An 18,020-nucleotide genomic window follows, 5' to 3' on the forward strand; every position below is an offset into this window, starting at 1 on the left:
TGCCGCGAACGGGCCCGCAACAATGATCGTTGGTCGCCTGAATGCGGCGCCATAAGCCGGGTCAGTCGACCGGGGTAGAAACCTTCACCGCGCCCCTGCGATGCCCCGCGCTGCGGATGCAGTTGCGCCCGGCGGCCTTGGCGCTGTAGAGCGCCTTGTCCGCCGCCTTGATCACCTCCTGCGGCGTGCGCTGCTCGGCCTGGCGCTGGGCCACGCCCATGCTCACGGTCACCGACACCTCGCTCGCGGTCTTGCCGGCACGGCGCTGCTTGCCCTCACGGTCATCGCGCGGGCGGCTGTGCTTGTCACGCAACTGCATGCGGTAGTGCTCGATGGCCAGGCGTACCGCCTCCATATGCGGCAGGCATTGCTCCAGGCTCTTGCCGGGGAATAGCAGGGTGAATTCCTCACCGCCATAGCGATAGGCCTTGCCGCCACCACCGACCTTGCGCAACTGGCTGGCGACTAGGCGCAGCACCTGGTCGCCGACATCATGGCCGTGGGTGTCGTTGAATTTCTTGAAATGGTCGACATCGACCATGGCGATCACATAATCGCGCCCCAGCCGCTGCAGGCGCTCGTTCAATGCACGCCGTCCGGGCAGGCCGGTCAACTCGTCACGGAAAGCCATCTGATAGGCCTCGTGCGCCACCGCTGCGACCAGCATGAGCATGACCATGCTGCTCACCACCTGCAGGGCGTTTGCCAGAATGAAGACCTGCGGCAACATCCAAAACAGACCGATCAGCCCAACCAGTTGCGCCGCATGCAATGGCCGTGGACGGCGCAGGTACTGCACCAGCAGGGCAATGAAGGCGATCAGGAAGACCAGATAGGCCAGTTGCGCGAGGCTCATCCAGGGCGCGTGCAGCGATGGCCAATGAATCTGCGCCAGCCATTCGGCGATCCCCTGCGGGTAGCGGCGCGCAAGCCCTAAAGCCACTGCGCCAACCGCCAGCAGCACCAGGGCACGGGCGAAGATGTCCTGCAGCAGATGCGAGCGCTCTTCCCAGCAACCGTAGAGGGCATAGAGCAAGGGCAGCAACAGACAGATCAGGTGGAAGACCAGCGCCGCATCCTCACGCACCTGACCATTGTCACGGAAGTGATCGACCTGAATATCCAGCAGGAAATAACCAACATAGACAACCAGCAGCAGGAATACTTCGCGCTGCCGGCCGTAGACCAGGCAGAAGGCGCCACCGAGCAGCAACAACAGGGTCGGCAACACATTGAACAGGGAAACGAAGAACTCGCTCAGCCCCGGAAGCCGGGCAGCCGCTACGGCGCCGACCAGAAACGGCAGCGACGAGAAGAAGTGACTGAGACGCAGGCTGGCCAGACGTATCAAGGCGGCATCCCGAACGAGAAGTGAAGGCATTCTGCCTGCTTCGCTACAGGAAAACAGCGACCGGATGCGACATTCGCTTCAGTGCGCAGCATAAAAACGACAACGCCGCCCCAAGGGGCGGCGTTGCGGTTCAACCTATCAGGACTTAGAAGCCGAGCGCGAAGTGCTCTTCGTTCATGTCCATCAGATTGCTGGCACCCGAGAGCATGGCTTCGACATGTGTGCGGGTACGCGGCAGGATGCGTGCGAAGTAGAAGCGAGCGGTCTGCAGCTTGGCCTTGTAGAACGCTTCGTCTTCAGTACCGGCAGCCAGCTTCTCGGCAGCCAGGCGCGCCATGTCAGCCCAGAAGTAAGCCAGGCAGGCGTAGCCGGAGTACATCAGGTAATCCACCGAAGCGGCACCGACTTCCTCGCGATCCTTCATCGCCGCCATGCCGATCTTCATGGTGACGTCGCCCCACTCCTTGTTCAGCTTGGCCAGCGGCTCGACGAATTCCTTGACGGACTCGTTGCCTTCGTTGGCCTGGCAGAACTTGTGCACGATCTTGGTGAAGTTCTTCAGGGCGCCGCCCTGAGTCATCAACACCTTGCGGCCCAGCAGGTCGAGTGCCTGAACGCCGGTGGTGCCTTCGTACATCATGGAGATGCGGCAGTCGCGCAGGTTCTGCTCCATGCCCCACTCGCTGATGAAGCCGTGGCCACCGTAGATCTGCATGCCATGGGAAGCGGACTCGAAGCCCACTTCGGTCATGAAAGCCTTGGCGATCGGCGTGAGGAAAGCCAGCAGTTCGTCTGCAGCCTTCTTCTCTTCTTCGTCCTGACTGTGCTGAACGATGTCCACCTGCTTGGCGGTGAAATAGACCATGGCGCGGTTGCCTTCGGCGAACGCCTTCATGGTCAGCAGCATACGGCGTACATCCGGATGCACGATGATCGGGTCAGCGGCTTTTTCCGGCTCTTTCGGGCCGGTCAGCGAACGCATCTGCAGACGCTCGCGAGCGTACTTGATGCCCCCCTGGAACCCGACTTCGGCGTGGGCCAAGCCTTGCAGCGCGGTACCCAGGCGAGCGGTATTCATGAAGGTGAACATGCAGTTCAGGCCCTTGTTGGCAGGGCCGATCAGGAAGCCGGTAGCGCCGTCGAAGTTCATCACGCAGGTGGCGTTACCGTGAATGCCCATCTTGTGCTCGATGGAGCCACAGGACACGGCGTTGCGCTCGCCTACGCCACCTTCGGCGTTGGGCAGGAACTTCGGCACGATGAACAGCGAGATACCCTTGGTACCGGCCGGCGCATCGGGCAGGCGGGCCAGTACGATATGGACGATGTTGTCGGCCATGTCGTGCTCGCCAGCGGAGATGAAGATCTTGGTGCCGGTGACCTTGTAGGTACCGTCGGCCTGCGGCTCGGCCTTGGTGCGCAGCATGCCCAGATCGGTGCCGCAATGCGGCTCGGTCAGGCACATGGTGCCAGTCCACTCACCGGAGACCAGCTTGGTCAGGTAGACATGCTGCTGCTCGGCAGTGCCGTGGGCGGAAATGGTGTTCATCGCACCGTGAGACAGGCCTGGGTACATGCCCCACGACCAGTTAGCCGAACCGACCATCTCGCTGATGGCCAGGCCAAGGGATTCCGGCAGGCCCTGACCGCCATGCTCGACGTCATGAGCCAGGCTCGGCCAGCCGCCTTCGACGAACTGTTGGTAGGCCTCTTTGAAGCCGGTCGGGGTCTTCACTCCGGATTCGCTCCAGGTGCAGCCCTCGGTATCACCCACACGGTTCAGCGGTGCCAACACCTGCTCACAGAACTTGGCGCCTTCTTCGAGGATGGCGTCAACCATGTCCGGAGTGGCGTCCTGACAACCTGGCAGGCTCTGGTAGTGAGCTTCATAGCCCAGCAGCTCGTCACGAACGAAACGAATGTCACGCAAGGGGGCCTTGTAGTCAGGCATAGCGAATAACCTCTGCGGTGGTGTCCTAAGTTGTCAGGGTGACCGGAAATGCGGTCTCTGCGGGATCGATCCCGGCTGCCTGGCCATGGCGTCAGGGGCAGGCAATCAAACAGGCGTTTGAAACATACGTTTACGCCCATTCCTTGTCAAGCGCTGGACTAAGCCACCTGGTCGACGCGTGACATCGGCTCCTGCAAGTCGCCAATACGGCGATAGATATCAAGATTAGGTGGCGGGGCGGATGCCTGCTGAGGATCGCTGCCGGTGGCGGCCTGATCGTCTTCATCCGTCGCGGCCGCGTCCTTGCCGGCGCCCAGGGCCTGCTCCTCAGCCCGCATCTGCGCCAGCTCGACCCTGGCCTGCGCCGCTTGCGCCTGGGCCGTGGCGGCCACACTCAGGTCTTGCGCCGAAGGTTCGGCCGGCGCCAACGCGGCACGCTGGACGATCTCCATTTTCTGCAAGGTCGCCTCGGGGTCGTTGGGCACGGCGCTGACATCGATACCCACCTCACCGGACACGGCATAGCGCTGCCCATCAGGCCCGCGCTTGAAGCTGTAGGTCGGGGCGCCGGCATGCTGACCACCGACTGCAGCGTGCGCCTGTTCGTGGGCGCGCACCTCGCGGTCACGCTGGCTCAGCTCGGAAATTTCGAGCTGCTCCTGGCGCAGTTGCTGCTGGCTCTTGTCGCGGGAAGTGGACGAGCCTTCGGCCTGGCCATCCGGCTCACGCGACGATGTCGACGCATCACGCGGTGCTGCCTGGGGCGCGGTGGCCGGGGCTAGGTCGGAACGAGCGAGATCAGGGGAAACGTCGGTTGAGAGAGGGCGAGCCGACGCATTGATCGGAGAGAAGGAGGGGTAAAGCGAGCTGCTGCCAATTTGCATAGGTGTCGCCTCCCCGCAAGAAGGCGGCCAGGCCGAGGCGACGGGCCGTCGGCGTCAGGCGCGGGTATCGATCAGGGTGCCCAATACTTCGTCGGCCGTGTCGACCACGCGGGAGTTGGCGCGCACTTCGTTTTCACCGACACGCAGGGCGACCAGGCTCTCGGTCAGATCCGGGCTGTTCGGATCGGCACTCTGCGGGCTTGGGTTGACCTGGTTCTGCGCGTTGTTCTGATTGGCCTGATTGGTCGTCTGAGCCTGAGGCAGCCCGCTGCCGGCAATCTCGAAGGCAGCCTGATCGACACGACGTTGGCCGGTCTGAATACCACTCAGACCGGAGCTGAATGCGCTGGGAGTGATTTGCATGTAACCGCCCTCGCGGATTTCAAAACCAATGGCAGCTATTGAAGCAGAAGATGCCTAAAAAATGTACAGGCAAATGGCTATGCTCGGGTCACCGCTTATTACGATGCGAACAGTGTCTCGAGATTCAGATGTTCGGCGACTGCTGCCGGCGTGGCCTGTTGCAAGCGAGGCACCCTTCCCAGGCAGGGTGCCGGCAGGCGCTCGGTGAGCGTGGCGAGGTTGTCGTTGAGGCGCGAGGTCTGCGCATCGACCACGTTGGCGACCCAGCCGGCCAAGCGCAGGCCGTCGCGGGCAATGGCTTCGGCGCTGAGCACGGCGTGGTTGATGCAGCCCAGGCGCACACCCACCACCAGAATCACCGGTAGGTTCAGCGCCACGGGTAAGTCAGACAGCGTTTCATGGCCACTCAATGGCACCCGCCAGCCACCCGCGCCTTCCACCAGGGTGAAGTCGGCCCCGCGCGCCAAAACCACACCCACCGCCTGCTGCAGGCTGGCAACATCGAGCCGCACACCTGCCTCACGCGCGGCCAGGTGCGGCGCGATGGCCGGCGCGAAGGCCAGCGGGTTGACCTCGTCATAACGCAGCGGCAGCGAACATTGGCCGAGCAGCGCCAGCGCATCGTCGTTGCGCAGTCCCTCGGCCGTGGTGACGCAGCCGGACGCCACCGGCTTGGCCGCCGCCGTACTCAGCCCCGCGCGCCGGGCCGCATGCAGCAGGCCGGCAGCGATGGTGGTCTTGCCGATCTCGGTATCGGTACCCGTGACGAAATAGGCGTGAGGCATGCAGCGACTCTCCTCAGAAGCAGTTCAACGAGGCTTGCGCAAGACGCCATAGACCACCTGATAGGTGGCCGGCAGGCCGTCTGCATCGCGATGGCGCTCATAGGCGGCCAGCAACGCGGCGATGCGCGCGCGGCCGGTGAGCCCATCGGGGCGCCCGGGGTTGAGGTTGTGCGCGCCGATGTCCTTGAGCGAACGGGTCAGGCTGCGCAGATCGGGGAAATGCAGCACCTGCGCCTCGCGCTGCAAGCTCAGTACCTGCAGTTCGCTGGCCGCGCACAGGCGCTGGTAGTCCTCGAAATGACGGAAGCGATTGACGTGGACGAAGCCATCGACGGCCTGCCAACTGTCGCGCAATTCCTGCAGGGTGCCGACGCACAGGCTGCAGAAGGCCAACGTGCCGCCCGGACGCAGCACCCGCGCGGCCTCGCCCAGTACACGAGCCAGGTCGCCACACCACTGCACGGCCAGGCTGGAAAACAGCAGATCGACGCATGCGCTCTGCAGCGGCAGTGCTTCGGCGTCCCCGGCGATGAAATGCCTCGCGCCAGCCTGCGGCCGGGCGTGCCGCAGCATGCCTTCGGCGATGTCGACGGCAAGCCCCTCGCCTGCGCTGAAACGCTCGCTCAGCAGCCGGGTGAAATAGCCAGTGCCACTGCCCAGGTCGACCCAGCGCTGTGGCGCCAGCACGGGCGGCAGTCGCTTCAGCAATTGCGTACCGACGCGGCGCTGCAACTCGGCGACGGCGTCGTAGCTTGCCGCCGCACGGGAAAAGGACGCAGCCACCTGGCGCTTGTCCGGCAGGCCGGCTTGCTGGAGTTCCGCCTCGATCGCTCGTTCAGTCATCGCCAGCCTCACGCATGAATTCGCGCATCAACGTCGCCAGCAGCTGCGCTTGCTCCAGCACGAAGGCATGGCTGCAGCCGTCGAGCAGCGCCACCTCGCCACGCGGCAGCAGCGCCAGCAGCTCGTCAGCCACGGCGGCCGGTACCAGCGCATCGCCATCAGCCAGCAGATGCAGCTGCGGCCCGGCATAGCTCGCCAGGGCAGCGCGGTTATCCAGCCTCGACAATATCGCCAGCCCGGCCAGCAACTGCGCCTGGTCAGCGACCAGCGTATGGCCCTGCAACTGGCGCGACAGGCTGCGGGCATCTTCCCCGCCCTGCGCGCAGAGCATGGCGAAGCGCTTGCGCGTGACCTCGGGCTGCTGCTCGCACCCTTGGTAGAACGCCTCGAACGTGGCCTGCGGCATCGCCGTCGACCAGCCCGGCCGGGCGACGAAACAGGCGTTGCTCGCCAGACTGATCAGCCCCAGGCAGCTCGCCCCCCGGCGCGCCGCCAGCGCGCTGGCGAGCATGCCGCCCAACGACCAGCCGGCCAGCCAGCAGTCACGCGGCAAACGGGCATCCAGCTCATCCAGCCAGTCCTGCGGGTTCACCGAGGTCAAGGCCGGCAAGGCATGCACTTCGCCGTCCAGCGCCTCAGCCAGGGGGTGTAGCACAGCGCTATCCAGGCCCCAGCCCGGTAGCAGGATCAACCGCTCAGTCATCGCTGCACACCTGCGGCCAGCATTCGGCGAGCGCTTCGAGCAACAGTTCGAGCTGCCCGTCGCTATGCGCGGCCGAGAGGGTCACGCGCAGGCGCGCACTGCCGGCTGGCACGGTCGGTGGACGGATGGCACCAACCAGCAAGCCGCGCTCGCGCAAGAGTGCGGAAAGTTTCAGCGCGCGAGCGCTGTCACCGACCAGAATCGGCTGGATCGGGGTGAAGCTGTCCATCAGGCTCAGGCCGATCTCTGCGGCGCCCTGGCGGAATCGACTGACCAGGCGCGCCAGATGCTCGCGACGCCAAGATTCGCTGCGCAGCAGCTCCAGGCTTTTCAGAGTGGCGCAGGCTACCGCCGGTGGCTGGCTGGTGGTGTAGATGTAAGGGCGGGCGAACTGGATCAGGGTTTCGATCATGTCCTCGCTGCCGGCCACGAAGGCGCCCGCCGTGCCGAAGGCCTTGCCTAGGGTGCCGACCAGCACCTGCACATCATCCAGGCCCAGGCCGAAATGCTCGACGATGCCGCCGCCAGCGGCGCCCAGCGTGCCGAAACCGTGAGCGTCATCGACCATCACCCAGGCCTCTCGGGCACGTGCTTCGGCGCACAGCGCCGGCAGGTCGGCCAGGTCGCCGTCCATGCTGAACACGCCATCGGTGACCACCAGGCAGTTACCCCGGGCCTTGCGCAGACGATTGGCCAGGCTGACCGCATCGTTGTGCTGATAACGCGAGAAACGCGCGCTGGACAGCAGACCGGCGTCGAGCAGCGAGGCATGGTTGAGACGATCCTGCAGCACGCTGTCGCCCTGCCCGACCAGCGCCGTGACGGCAGCCAGGTTGGCCATGTAGCCGGTGGAAAACAGCAGAGCACGCGGGCGCCCGGTGAACTCGGCCAGGGCTTCTTCCAGTTCGTGGTGCGGCGTGCTGTGACCGATCACCAGATGCGAGGCGCCACCACCAACACCCCATTTTTCCGCACCCTGCTGCAGCGCAGCGATGACGTCCGGGTGATTGGCCAGGCCGAGGTAGTCGTTGGAACAGAAGGCCAGCAGACGCCGACCGCCGACCTGCACCTGCGGCCCTTGCGGGCTGTCCAGCAAGGGCCGCAGGCGGAAAAGATCGGCAGCCTGGCGTTCGGCGAGGCGAGTGGCAAGGTCGAAAGGCATGGAGGGCACCGGAGATCGGTGGATAAGCACAAGCGGGTTATCCACCCTACGCCTCACATCAAGCGGCGCAGGGTGGATGGCGCTTCATCGATCCACCAAGGGATATCAAGCCGAAGCGGCGTTGTAGAACAGCTGGGAATCGCGCTGCTCGACCAGCGCCTGCTCGATGGCCGCCTGGTGCACTTCGTCGGCGTGCTCCTCGCGCTCTTCCGGCTTGATGCCGAGGCGCTTGAACAGGGCCATGTCCTTGTCCGCCTGCGGGTTGGCAGTGGTCAGCAGCTTCTCGCCATAGAATATCGAATTGGCGCCAGCCATGAAGGCCAGGGCCTGCATCTGCTCGTTCATCGCCTCGCGGCCAGCGGATAGGCGCACGTGGGATTTCGGCATCATGATCCGCGCCACGGCCAGGGTGCGAATGAAGTCGAACGGGTCGACGTCCTTCTCCTCGGCCAGCGGCGTGCCCTTGACCTTGACCAGCATGTTGATCGGCACCGATTCCGGGTGTTCCGGCAGGTTGGCCAGTTGGATCAGCAGCCCGGCGCGATCATCCACCGATTCGCCCATGCCTAGGATGCCGCCGGAACAGATCTTCATCCCCGCCTCGCGCACGTAGGCCAGGGTCTGCAGGCGCTCGCCGTAGGTGCGGGTGGTGATGATGTTGCCGTAGAACTCCGGCGAGGTGTCGAGGTTGTGGTTGTAGTAGTCCAACCCTGCTTCGGCCAGCGCCTGGGTCTGCTCCTGATCGAGGCGACCGAGGGTCATGCAGGTCTCCAGGCCGAGTTTCTTCACGCCTTTGACCATTTCCAGCACGTAGGGCATGTCCTTGGCCGACGGGTGCTTCCACGCCGCGCCCATGCAGAAGCGCGTGGAGCCGATGGCCTTGGCCTCGGCGGCCGCCTCCAGCACCTTCTGCACCTCCATCAGCTTTTCCTTGTCCAGGCCGGTGTTGTAGTGGCCGGACTGCGGGCAATACTTGCAGTCTTCCGGGCAGGCGCCGGTCTTGATCGACAGCAGTGTCGAGACCTGCACGCGGTTCGGGTCGAAGTGCTGACGGTGCACGGTCTGCGCCTGGAACAGCAGGTCATTGAACGGCTGCTCGAACAGGGCACGCACCTCGGCGAGCGTCCAGTCGTGACGAGTAGAGAAGGTGGCGGTTGCGCTCATGGAGGAGTCCTTCGACGCTTGGCGGCGTCTGTCATGGTGCCCGGGCGGGCGTTCAGGCTTCGGCCATCATAGGAGCCCAAGGAATGCTGTCAACCAGAAAAACAACACAGGTTTACAAATGATCATTTATCGACCAATCGAACTTCCACGATGGCACAAGGCCCAATGAGCAACGCCAAAACAGGATGCGCGACATGCGGGTAGAAGGTTTCTTCGAGGGACTCGGCCATGCGCTGGGGCAAATGATCCGATTCATCGTCGACCTGCTCTCCGGGGCGCTGGGCGCGGTAGCGGATGCAGTCGACGATTTTCTCCACGGCCTGGCCAGCGCCATCGGCATGGACAGTTCGATCTTCAGCATCATCCTGCTGATCATCGGCCTGCTGTTTCTCTACAACGGCGTACGCGCCCTGCTGCGCCGCTCCATCTTCGGCGGAGTGATCTGGCTGCTGCTGGGGCTGGTGGTGATGGGCTGGCTGATCCGCTGATGCGCGACTAGGCTGAGGGCTTAGAGCCTGTTCACGATCTCGCGAGCTAGAGCCAGGCAAGGCGAAACCAGGCGAAAAAGCGCAGTTTACGAGTTGTAAATGAGCATTTTGAGGCTGGTTTCAACGCAGCATGGCCGACGCGCAGCAGATCGTGAACAGGTTCGTAGACTCAAGGACGAGCGAGCATGGCCCTGCTGCGACCACTCCCCCTGCAACGCCCCGCCTGGCTGAGGCTACGCCGTCATTGCCAGCTGTGCGACGAAACCACCGACCATCCGCGGCATGACATCTGCACGGCCTGCGAGGCCGAGCTGCCCTGGCTCGGCGCGCATTGCCAGGTCTGCGCACTGCCGCTGCCCGCACCCGGCATGATCTGCGGCGCCTGTCAGAAAAAGCCACCGGCCTTCGCCCGCGTCGAGGCGCCCTGGCGCTATGCCTTTCCGGTCGACAGCCTGATAACCCGCTTCAAGCACCAGGCGCAGTGGCCCTTCGGTCGCCTGCTCGGCGAGTTGCTGGCCGAACACCTGCTGCACGCCTACGACGAAGGTTTGCCACGGCCACAGGCGTTGCTGGCGGTGCCCTTGGCACGTCGCCGCGAACGCCAGCGAGGCTTCAACCAGGCGCGCATGCTCGCCGGCTGGCTGAGCCGCGCCTTGCAGATTCCCGTCCCTGACGATTGGCTATCGCGCACCCTGGACACGCCAGCCCAGCAGGGGCTGGACGCTGCCACACGCAAGCGCAACCTGCGTCAGGCCTTCGTGGTCAATGCCGCCGAGCGGGTCGAGGGCCTTCACCTGGCGCTGGTGGACGACGTGCTGACCACCGGTGCCACCGCCAATATGCTCGCCCGCCTGCTGCTACAAGCCGGCGCGGCGCGCGTGGATGTCTACTGCCTGGCACGCACACCGCCACCGGGAGGCTGACGCCCTCGGGCTGCAGCGATTGGTTATGCTTGTGCTCCCTGCACTTCTGCCAAAGCGCCTCGCCATGTCCCAGCTCGACCCGATCGCCCAGATGCTCAGCCGCCGCCCGCAACGCCTGGCGTTGCTGGAGCAGATCGCCACGCTGGGCTCGATCACGCGTGCGGCCAAGGCCGCCGGGCTGAGCTACAAGGCCGCCTGGGACGCCATCGACGAGCTGAACAACCTGGCCGAACAACCGCTGGTCAGCCGCAATGTCGGCGGCAAGGGCGGTGGTGGCGCGAGTCTGACTCAAGCTGGCGCCCGCCTGCTGGCCCTGCACCAACGCGTACAAGCCCTGCAGGCGCAGCTGTTGCAAGCCGTCGAGGATGACGCCGATCTGCAACTGTTGGGGCGCCTGATGCTGCGCACCAGCGCTCGCAATCAGCTGGCCGGACGCGTCTGCGCCATCGCCGCTCAAGGCCACAATGACCTGATCACCCTCGAGCTGCCGGGCGGCGCACGCCTGCAGGCGCAGATCACCCGTGACAGTACCGAGCGCCTGCAACTGGCCATTGGCAGCAGCGTGGTGGCGCTGATCAAGGCTGGCTGGCTGGAACTACACCCTGCCTCGTCTGCCAGCACAGTTTTCGATAACTGCCTGACCGGGCTGATCGAACAAATCCTGCCAGCCAGCGACGGCCCATGCGAAGTGCGTATCGCCCTGCCCAACGGCCAGACGCTGTGTGCACTAACCAACGCCGAGCACTTGCAGCGCATGCAACTGGAGGAAGGCTCGTCGGTGAGTGCGCAGTTCGCCGCCAGCCAGGTGCTACTGGGCACGCAACTGTAGGGCGGGTGCCCCCCGCCAATAGCTGCTGGTGATTTCGGCGGCGGGTTGCACCCGCCCTACGGCAAGATCATTCGCCGGGTACACTGTGCGCCCAGCCATACGGAGCCGCTCATGAGCCATCCCTTTTCCACCCTAACCCCGGATCTTGTCCTCGACGCCGTGGAGAGCCTGGGCTACCTCAGCGACGCCCGTGTGCTGGCGCTCAACAGCTACGAGAACCGCGTCTACCAGGTGGGCATCGAGGGGGAAACGCCGCTGATCGCCAAGTTCTACCGCCCGGATCGCTGGAGCGATGCGGCGATCCGCGAGGAACATGCCTTCAGCCTGGAGCTGGCCGACCAGGAAGTCCCGGTGGTAGCGCCCATGACACGCGACGGCGAGACGCTGTTCGAACATGGCGGCTTCCGCTTCGCCCTGTTCCCACGTCGTGGCGGCCGCGCGCCCGAGCCAGGCAACCTCGACCAGTTGTATCGCCTCGGCCAGTTGCTCGGTCGCCTGCATGCAGTGGGCGCCAGCCGACCCTTCGTACACCGTGAACACCTGGCAGTGGATAACTTCGGCCATGCTGCCTTGGCCACACTGCTCGACGGCGGCTTCGTGCCACGCAGCCTGCTGCCGGCTTACGAATCGGTGGCACGTGACCTGCTCGCCCGCCTCGATGATCTGTTCGCCCGCGTGCGCTACCAGCCGATCCGCCTGCACGGCGACTGCCACCCCGGTAACCTGCTGTGCCGTGACGACGCCTTCCATATCGTCGACCTCGACGATTGCCGCATGGGCCCGGCGGTGCAGGATCTGTGGATGATGCTGGCCGGCGAGCGCCACGAACGTCTCGGCCAGATCGCCGAGCTGGTGGACGGTTATCAGGAGTTCCACGATTTCGCCGCCCGCGAACTGCCGCTGATCGAAGGCTTGCGCGCCCTGCGCCTGATGCACCACAGCGCCTGGATCGCCAAACGCTGGGACGACCCGGCCTTCCCCCTGGCCTTCCCCTGGTTTGCCGGTGAGCGCTACTGGGGCGACCAGATTCTCGCCCTGCGTGAACAGACAGCAGCACTGGATGAGGAGCCCTTGCGGCTGTTCTGAATGGTCGCCATGACGGCTGACATGCCGGGCGCCAGACAAGCGTTTGCACGCGCACTAGAATGGCGCACTCAACCTGCCCGTCCAAGGATGCACCATGACCGCCGCCAACCCGCAACGCGGGTATCTGCTCGGCCTGACCGCCTACATCATCTGGGGCCTGTTCCCCATCTACTTCAAAGCCATCCAGGCCATCCCGGCGCTGGAGATCATCGTCCATCGCGCCCTCTGGTCGGCGCTGTTCGGCGCCGCGCTGCTGGCGGTCTGGAAGCATCCGGGCTGGTGGCGTGAACTGCGTGACAACCCTGCTCGCCTGCTGGTACTGGCTGGCTGCGGCCTGCTGATCGCCAGCAACTGGCTGGTCTACGTATGGGCGGTGAACAACGACCGCATGCTCGAGGCCAGCCTGGGTTACTACATCAACCCGCTGGTCAACGTCCTGCTCGGCCTGCTGATCCTCGGTGAGCGTCTGCGCCGTCTGCAATGGCTGGCGGTGGGTCTGGCGGCATTGGGCGTGGCGCAGCAGGTGTGGCAAGTGGGCAGCCTGCCCTGGGTCTCGCTGGTGCTGGCGCTGACCTTCGGTTTCTATGGGCTGATCCGCAAGAAGGCTCCGGTCGCCGCCCTGCCCGGCCTGGTGGTGGAAACCTGGCTATTGCTACCGATCGCCCTGGCCTGGCTGGCGCTGCACCCTGCGGCGATGAGCAATCAGGCCGCGTTCTGGAGCAGTTGGCAGTGGCTGCTACTGGCCGCAGCCGGGCCAATCACCCTGGTGCCGCTGGTGTGCTTCAACGCGGCCGCGCGTCATCTGCCCTACACCACTCTGGGCTTTCTGCAGTACATCGCACCGACGCTGGTGATGCTGCAGGCGATCTTCCTTTTCAACGAGCATTTCGACCCTGCCAAGCTGATGGCCTTCGTCTGCATCTGGGCGGGCCTGGTGGTCTACAGCCTGGACATCTGGCTAAGCCTGCGCGGGCGCAAGGCAGCCTGAAACGCCCGCCACTGGCGAGAAAACACTCAATCTCCGGCAAGCCGCGCCAGCTCTGGTGCGGCGCACTCTGCCCCCGGCTTATCCACAGATCCATCCCCGGCATTTGTGCACAAGCCATTGATCCTGCTGGCTTTTTAGCCTCCCATGAAAAAGCCCCGGGGCACTAGGTCGTGCGCCGGGGCTCCCCAGTTTATCCACAGGCTGATCCACCCGTCGTGGATATCAGCCCGGTCAGTCGTCCTGGCGCAGATTGAGCTCCACCATCAGGTCATCGGCCAGGGTTTCCAGGCGCGCCTGCAACTGTTCCAGGGAAAGGTTTTCGGGCACGGCCAGCAGCGCCTCGGCGGTGAACAACAGCTCGCCGCTCATCGGCGCTGGCGCCACCTCGGTGAGCAGGCTTTCCAGGTTGACGCCCTGCTCGGCCAGTACGCGGGTGATGTCACGGACGATGCCGGGGCGGTCATTGCCCACCAGTTCCAGGCGAATGGCGTTGTAGCGACCGGCCGGCTCACTACCGCTGACCGCCAGTTGCACGCGAATGCCCTGGCTGCCGAGAGCCTGCAATGCCTGGATCAACTCGGCATGAGCCTCGGCCGCCACCTCGACGCGCAGTATGCCGGCGAATTGTCCGGCCATACGCGCCATACGGCTCTCCAGCCAGTTGCCGCCATGCGTGGCGATGCAGGCAGCGATGCGCTCGACCAGGCCGGGTTGATCTTCGGCTATCACCGTCAGTACCAGATGATCCATGTACGACCTCGTTGCTTGAGTGGAACTCGAAAGGCTCAGCTGCGCAGCGGCAGCCAGTAGGTAAGAAATTGCTCGTCGCGAATGTAACCCAGGCGCTCGTAAAGGCGTTGGCCGGCCAGGTTGGTCTTTGCCGTCTCCAGTTGCAGACCGCAGGCGCCGGAGGCTTCGGCATGGGCACGCGCAGCGTTCATCAGAGCCTCGCCAACGCCACTGCGGCGCGCCGACTCATCGACGTACAGGTCGCTGAGCAGCCAGGCCGGGGCCAGCGCCAGTGAAGACTGGAAGGGATAGAGCTGCACGAAGCCCTGCGCCTGGCCTCGCCCATCGCGAGCGATGAACAGGTGCGAGTCGCCCAAGCGCAAACGTGTAGCGAGAAAGGCCTCGATCTCCTCCGCTCGGCGTGGCACCTCATAGAAGTGCAGGTAAGCACCGAACAGGCGCGTCAGGTCAGCAAGATCGGCAGGGGTGGCAGCGGTTACCGGCATGGCGGACTCCACGAAGATCGAAGCTGCAGTATAGGTGATGGCCAGGAAGGCGGGCCTCGCTTACCGCATGCAAACTGGTCAATTAGTCGTATACCCGAATCAAAAATATATGGAACAATGTTCACTTATTATGGATACATAAATATCCATCGTGACTGAAAACCCCATTTCGGTCGCGCACTGACGCAGACCCCGTGCATTTCCCCGAAATCTTGATGTAGTATGCCGCGCCACGGACTACAAGACGGCCAGACCGTCTCCGATGCGGCTATCGAGTAAAGCTCAGAGAGTGAGGCAAGTGATGACTGAACGCGTTCAAGTCGGTGGCCTGCAGGTCGCCAAAGCCCTGTACGACTTCGTGAACAACGAAGCCATTCCTGGCACCGGCATCGCTGCCGACAAGTTCTGGGCCGGTGCCGCCGCCGTGATCGCCGATCTGGCACCGAAAAACCGCGCTCTACTGGCCAAGCGTGACGAGCTGCAGGCGCAGATCGACGCCTGGCACCAGGCACGCAAGGGCCAGGCCCATGACGCCGCAGCCTACAAGGCCTTCCTGCAGGAAATCGGCTACCTGCTGCCTGAGCCGGCCGACTTCCAGGCCACCACCACCAATGTCGACGAAGAAATCGCCCGCCTGGCCGGCCCGCAGTTGGTGGTGCCGGTGATGAACGCGCGCTTCGCCCTGAACGCCTCCAACGCCCGCTGGGGCTCGCTGTACGATGCCCTCTACGGCACCGACGTGATCAGCGAAGAAGGCGGCGCTGAGAAGGGCAAGGGCTACAACAAGGTGCGGGGTGACAAGGTCATCGCCTTCGCTCGCGCCTTCCTCGACGAGGCTGCGCCGCTGGCTGCCGGCTCGCATGTCGATTCCACCGGCTATCGCATCGAAGGCGGCAAGCTGGTCGTCTCGCTCAAGGGCGGCAGCAACAGCGGCCTGCGTGACGACGCACAACTGGTCGGCTTCCAGGGCGAGGCCAGCGCGCCGATCGCCGTGCTGCTCAAGCACAACGGCCTGCACTTCGAGATTCAGATCGACGCCTCCAGCCCCATCGGCAGCACCGACGCTGCCGGTGTGAAAGACGTGCTGATGGAAGCGGCGCTGACCACCATCATGGACTGCGAAGACTCCGTCGCCGCCGTCGATGCCGACGACAAAGTAGTGGTCTACAAGAACTGGCTGGGCCTGATGAAGGGCGACCTGGCCGAGGAAGTGTCCAAGGGCGGCAGCACCTTCACCCGCACCATGAACCCGGATCGCGTCTACACCCAGCCGGACGGCTCCGAGCTGACCCTGCACGGCCGCTCCCTGCTGTTCATCCGTAACGTCGGCCACCTGATGACCAACCCGGCCATCCTCGACGCCGCTGGCAACGAGATCCCGGAAGGCATCCAGGACGCGCTGTTCACCAGCCTGATTGCCATTCACAACCTCAACGGCAACACCTCGCGCAAGAACACCCGCACCGGCAGCGTCTACATCGTCAAACCGAAGATGCACGGCCCGGAAGAAGTCGCCTTCACCAGCGAAATCTTCACCCGTGTCGAAGAAGTGCTGGGCCTGCCGCGCAACACCCTGAAGGTCGGCATCATGGACGAGGAACGCCGTACCACGGTCAACCTCAAGGCCTGCATCAAGGCTGCCAGCGAGCGCGTGGTGTTCATCAACACCGGCTTCCTCGACCGTACCGGTGACGAGATCCACACCTCCATGGAAGCCGGCGCCGTGGTGCGCAAGGCCGCCATGAAGAGCGAGACCTGGATTGGTGCCTACGAAAACAACAACGTCGACGTCGGCCTGGCCACCGGCCTGCAAGGCCGTGCGCAGATCGGCAAGGGCATGTGGGCCATGCCGGATCTGATGGCAGCGATGGTCGAGCAGAAGATCGCCCACCCGCTGTCCGGGGCCAACACTGCCTGGGTACCGTCGCCGACCGCCGCCACCCTGCACGCGCTGCACTACCACAAGGTCGACGTGTTCGCCCGTCAGGCCGAGCTGGCCAAGCGCACCCCGGCCTCGGTGGACGACATCCTGACCATCCCGCTGGCCAAGGACACCAACTGGAGCCAGGAGGAGATCCGCAACGAGCTGGACAACAACTCGCAAGGCATCCTCGGCTACGTGGTGCGCTGGATCGACCAGGGCGTCGGCTGCTCCAAGGTGCCGGACATCAACGACGTCGGCCTGATGGAAGACCGTGCGACCCTGCGTATTTCCAGCCAACTGCTGGCCAACTGGCTGCGCCACGGCATCGTTACCGAAGCGCAGGTGGTCGAGAGCCTCAAGCGTATGGCGCCAGTGGTGGATCGTCAGAACGCCAATGACCCGCTTTATCGCCCGATGGCGCCAGACTTCGACAACAACGTCGCCTTCCAGGCCGCGCTGGAGTTGGTCGTCGAAGGCACCAAGCAGCCCAATGGCTACACCGAGCCGGTGCTGCATCGTCGTCGTCGCGAGTTCAAGGCCAAGAACGGGCTGTAACCCGCCAACAAAAACCGCCTCGATGAGGCGGTTTTTTTATGGGCGGTGGGTCATTGTGAGGGGTGGCGTTGGTATGTTCCGGCGGACTGTTCGCTGGCGCTCCTGAGTCCGCCCTACACCGCTGGCAGGTTTGGAGTAGGCGTGTTGTTGTTCTGGACGCCGCTACGGTGTTTGCTGGGACTTCTTGTTTCGCCCCCTCGGGCGACTCACTTTTCTTTGAAATGCGCAAAGAAAAGTAAGCAAAAGAAAGCGCACCCCGCCATCCGGGTCTCGCTTCGCTCGACTTCCCTCACTCCGGCACCGCTCCGGGGTCGGCTTGCAAGGGCCATCCATGGCCCTTCAAGCCTCTCGCGGCATCCATGCCGCTCGCCCCCTACGCACTGCCTACGTTCGGCCTCCTGAAGGGGGATTTTCGCGCGCCTGAAACTATCGGTTTAACTCTACGGGTCTGTCGTTCGCTGTCGCTCTTTCCAGAGCACTCCCAGCTACACCTGAGTTACCCCAGGTTCAGGCGCGTGCAGAGCCCGCCCAGTAGGGCGAACGGAATCGTCGTGGAAGAGGTCGAGCGACATGGATGTCGCGAGAGCCGCGATGGGCCAGGGATGGCCCTTCGCGGCGGGCCTCTGGAGCGGCGATGGAGTGAGCGAACCCTGGCGAAGCCAGGGCCGGATGACCGGGCGGAGGGTTTTAGTTACTTTTGCCCGCAAAAGTCACTCGTCCGGGAGGGCGAAACCAAGAACATCAACAAAAACGCGGCAATCCGGAACAAACACCCGAACAACCAAC

Annotated in this window: 17 protein-coding genes; 6 read left to right on the forward strand and 11 right to left on the reverse strand. The window is 64.2% G+C overall.

The features are described from left to right. Window positions 1-61: 61 nt before the first annotated feature. From VC352_RS06535 to bioB, 9 genes are all read right to left on the reverse strand, one after another. Entirely contained in the window at window positions 62-1,381 is a 1,320-nt protein-coding gene (locus VC352_RS06535; protein WP_416340102.1) for a GGDEF domain-containing protein, read from the reverse strand. 115 nt (window positions 1,382-1,496) lie between these two features. Continuing rightward, on the reverse strand, window positions 1,497-3,302 hold the full coding sequence (locus tag VC352_RS06540; RefSeq protein WP_322978773.1) for a phenylacyl-CoA dehydrogenase: 1,806 nt from the start codon (window positions 3,300-3,302) through the stop codon (window positions 1,497-1,499). A gap of 158 nt (window positions 3,303-3,460) precedes the next feature. Further along, window positions 3,461-4,186, reverse strand: a complete 726-nt coding sequence (locus VC352_RS06545) for a putative metalloprotease CJM1_0395 family protein (protein ID WP_322978774.1) — start codon at window positions 4,184-4,186, stop codon at window positions 3,461-3,463. 54 nt (window positions 4,187-4,240) lie between these two features. Then, entirely contained in the window at window positions 4,241-4,549 is a 309-nt protein-coding gene (locus VC352_RS06550; RefSeq protein ID WP_322978775.1) for a hypothetical protein, read from the reverse strand. Between the two features lie 98 nt (window positions 4,550-4,647). Next, the gene (gene bioD, locus VC352_RS06555) at window positions 4,648-5,334 is read right to left on the reverse strand and encodes a dethiobiotin synthase (RefSeq protein ID WP_322978776.1); all 687 of its coding nucleotides are present in this window, start codon (window positions 5,332-5,334) and stop codon (window positions 4,648-4,650) included. Window positions 5,335-5,358: 24 nt separating this feature from the next. Beyond that, on the reverse strand, window positions 5,359-6,177 hold the full coding sequence (gene bioC, locus VC352_RS06560; protein WP_322978777.1) for a malonyl-ACP O-methyltransferase BioC: 819 nt from the start codon (window positions 6,175-6,177) through the stop codon (window positions 5,359-5,361). Then, complete coding sequence (locus tag VC352_RS06565) at window positions 6,170-6,880, reverse strand: alpha/beta fold hydrolase (protein WP_322978778.1); 711 nt, start codon at window positions 6,878-6,880, stop codon at window positions 6,170-6,172. The genes bioC and VC352_RS06565 overlap by 8 nt, the downstream gene beginning before the upstream one ends. Continuing rightward, on the reverse strand, window positions 6,873-8,042 hold the full coding sequence (bioF, locus tag VC352_RS06570; RefSeq protein WP_322978779.1) for an 8-amino-7-oxononanoate synthase: 1,170 nt from the start codon (window positions 8,040-8,042) through the stop codon (window positions 6,873-6,875). The genes VC352_RS06565 and bioF overlap by 8 nt, the downstream gene beginning before the upstream one ends. A 105-nt stretch (window positions 8,043-8,147) precedes the next feature. After that, window positions 8,148-9,206 (reverse strand): biotin synthase BioB, encoded by a 1,059-nt coding sequence (bioB, locus tag VC352_RS06575; RefSeq protein ID WP_322978780.1) that lies wholly within the window; start codon window positions 9,204-9,206, stop codon window positions 8,148-8,150. Between the two features lie 194 nt (window positions 9,207-9,400). Between bioB and VC352_RS06580 the strand changes: the two genes are divergently transcribed. The 5 genes from VC352_RS06580 to rarD all read left to right on the forward strand — a co-directional run bounded on the left by VC352_RS06580 (window position 9,401) and on the right by rarD (window position 13,520). After that, a complete protein-coding gene (locus tag VC352_RS06580) occupies window positions 9,401-9,694 on the forward strand; it encodes a hypothetical protein (RefSeq protein WP_322978781.1) in 294 nt (97 codons plus the stop codon). 185 nt (window positions 9,695-9,879) lie between these two features. After that, window positions 9,880-10,617: a ComF family protein gene (locus VC352_RS06585; RefSeq protein WP_322978782.1), complete on the forward strand. Its 738-nt coding sequence runs from the start codon at window positions 9,880-9,882 to the stop codon at window positions 10,615-10,617. 64 nt (window positions 10,618-10,681) lie between these two features. Next, on the forward strand, window positions 10,682-11,446 hold the full coding sequence (locus VC352_RS06590) for a TOBE domain-containing protein (protein WP_322978783.1): 765 nt from the start codon (window positions 10,682-10,684) through the stop codon (window positions 11,444-11,446). A 111-nt stretch (window positions 11,447-11,557) separates the two neighbouring features. After that, entirely contained in the window at window positions 11,558-12,532 is a 975-nt protein-coding gene (locus VC352_RS06595) for a serine/threonine protein kinase (RefSeq protein ID WP_322978784.1), read from the forward strand. A 94-nt stretch (window positions 12,533-12,626) separates the two neighbouring features. Further along, window positions 12,627-13,520 carry an EamA family transporter RarD gene (gene rarD, locus VC352_RS06600; protein ID WP_322978785.1) on the forward strand — a complete coding sequence of 298 codons (894 nt, stop codon included), beginning with the start codon at window positions 12,627-12,629 and terminating at the stop codon, window positions 13,518-13,520. A gap of 231 nt (window positions 13,521-13,751) precedes the next feature. Here rarD and VC352_RS06605 read toward each other — a convergent pair whose 3' ends face one another. Continuing rightward, window positions 13,752-14,270 (reverse strand): glycine cleavage system protein R, encoded by a 519-nt coding sequence (locus tag VC352_RS06605; RefSeq protein ID WP_322978786.1) that lies wholly within the window; start codon window positions 14,268-14,270, stop codon window positions 13,752-13,754. Between the two features lie 35 nt (window positions 14,271-14,305). Beyond that, entirely contained in the window at window positions 14,306-14,755 is a 450-nt protein-coding gene (locus VC352_RS06610; RefSeq protein WP_322978787.1) for a GNAT family N-acetyltransferase, read from the reverse strand. Between the two features lie 301 nt (window positions 14,756-15,056). Between VC352_RS06610 and VC352_RS06615 the strand changes: the two genes are divergently transcribed. Next, window positions 15,057-17,234 (forward strand): malate synthase G, encoded by a 2,178-nt coding sequence (locus VC352_RS06615; protein ID WP_322978788.1) that lies wholly within the window; start codon window positions 15,057-15,059, stop codon window positions 17,232-17,234. Window positions 17,235-18,020: the final 786 nt, after the last annotated feature.

Source organism: Pseudomonas sp. C11, from assembly GCF_034683865.1.
GTDB lineage: Bacteria > Pseudomonadota > Gammaproteobacteria > Pseudomonadales > Pseudomonadaceae > Aquipseudomonas.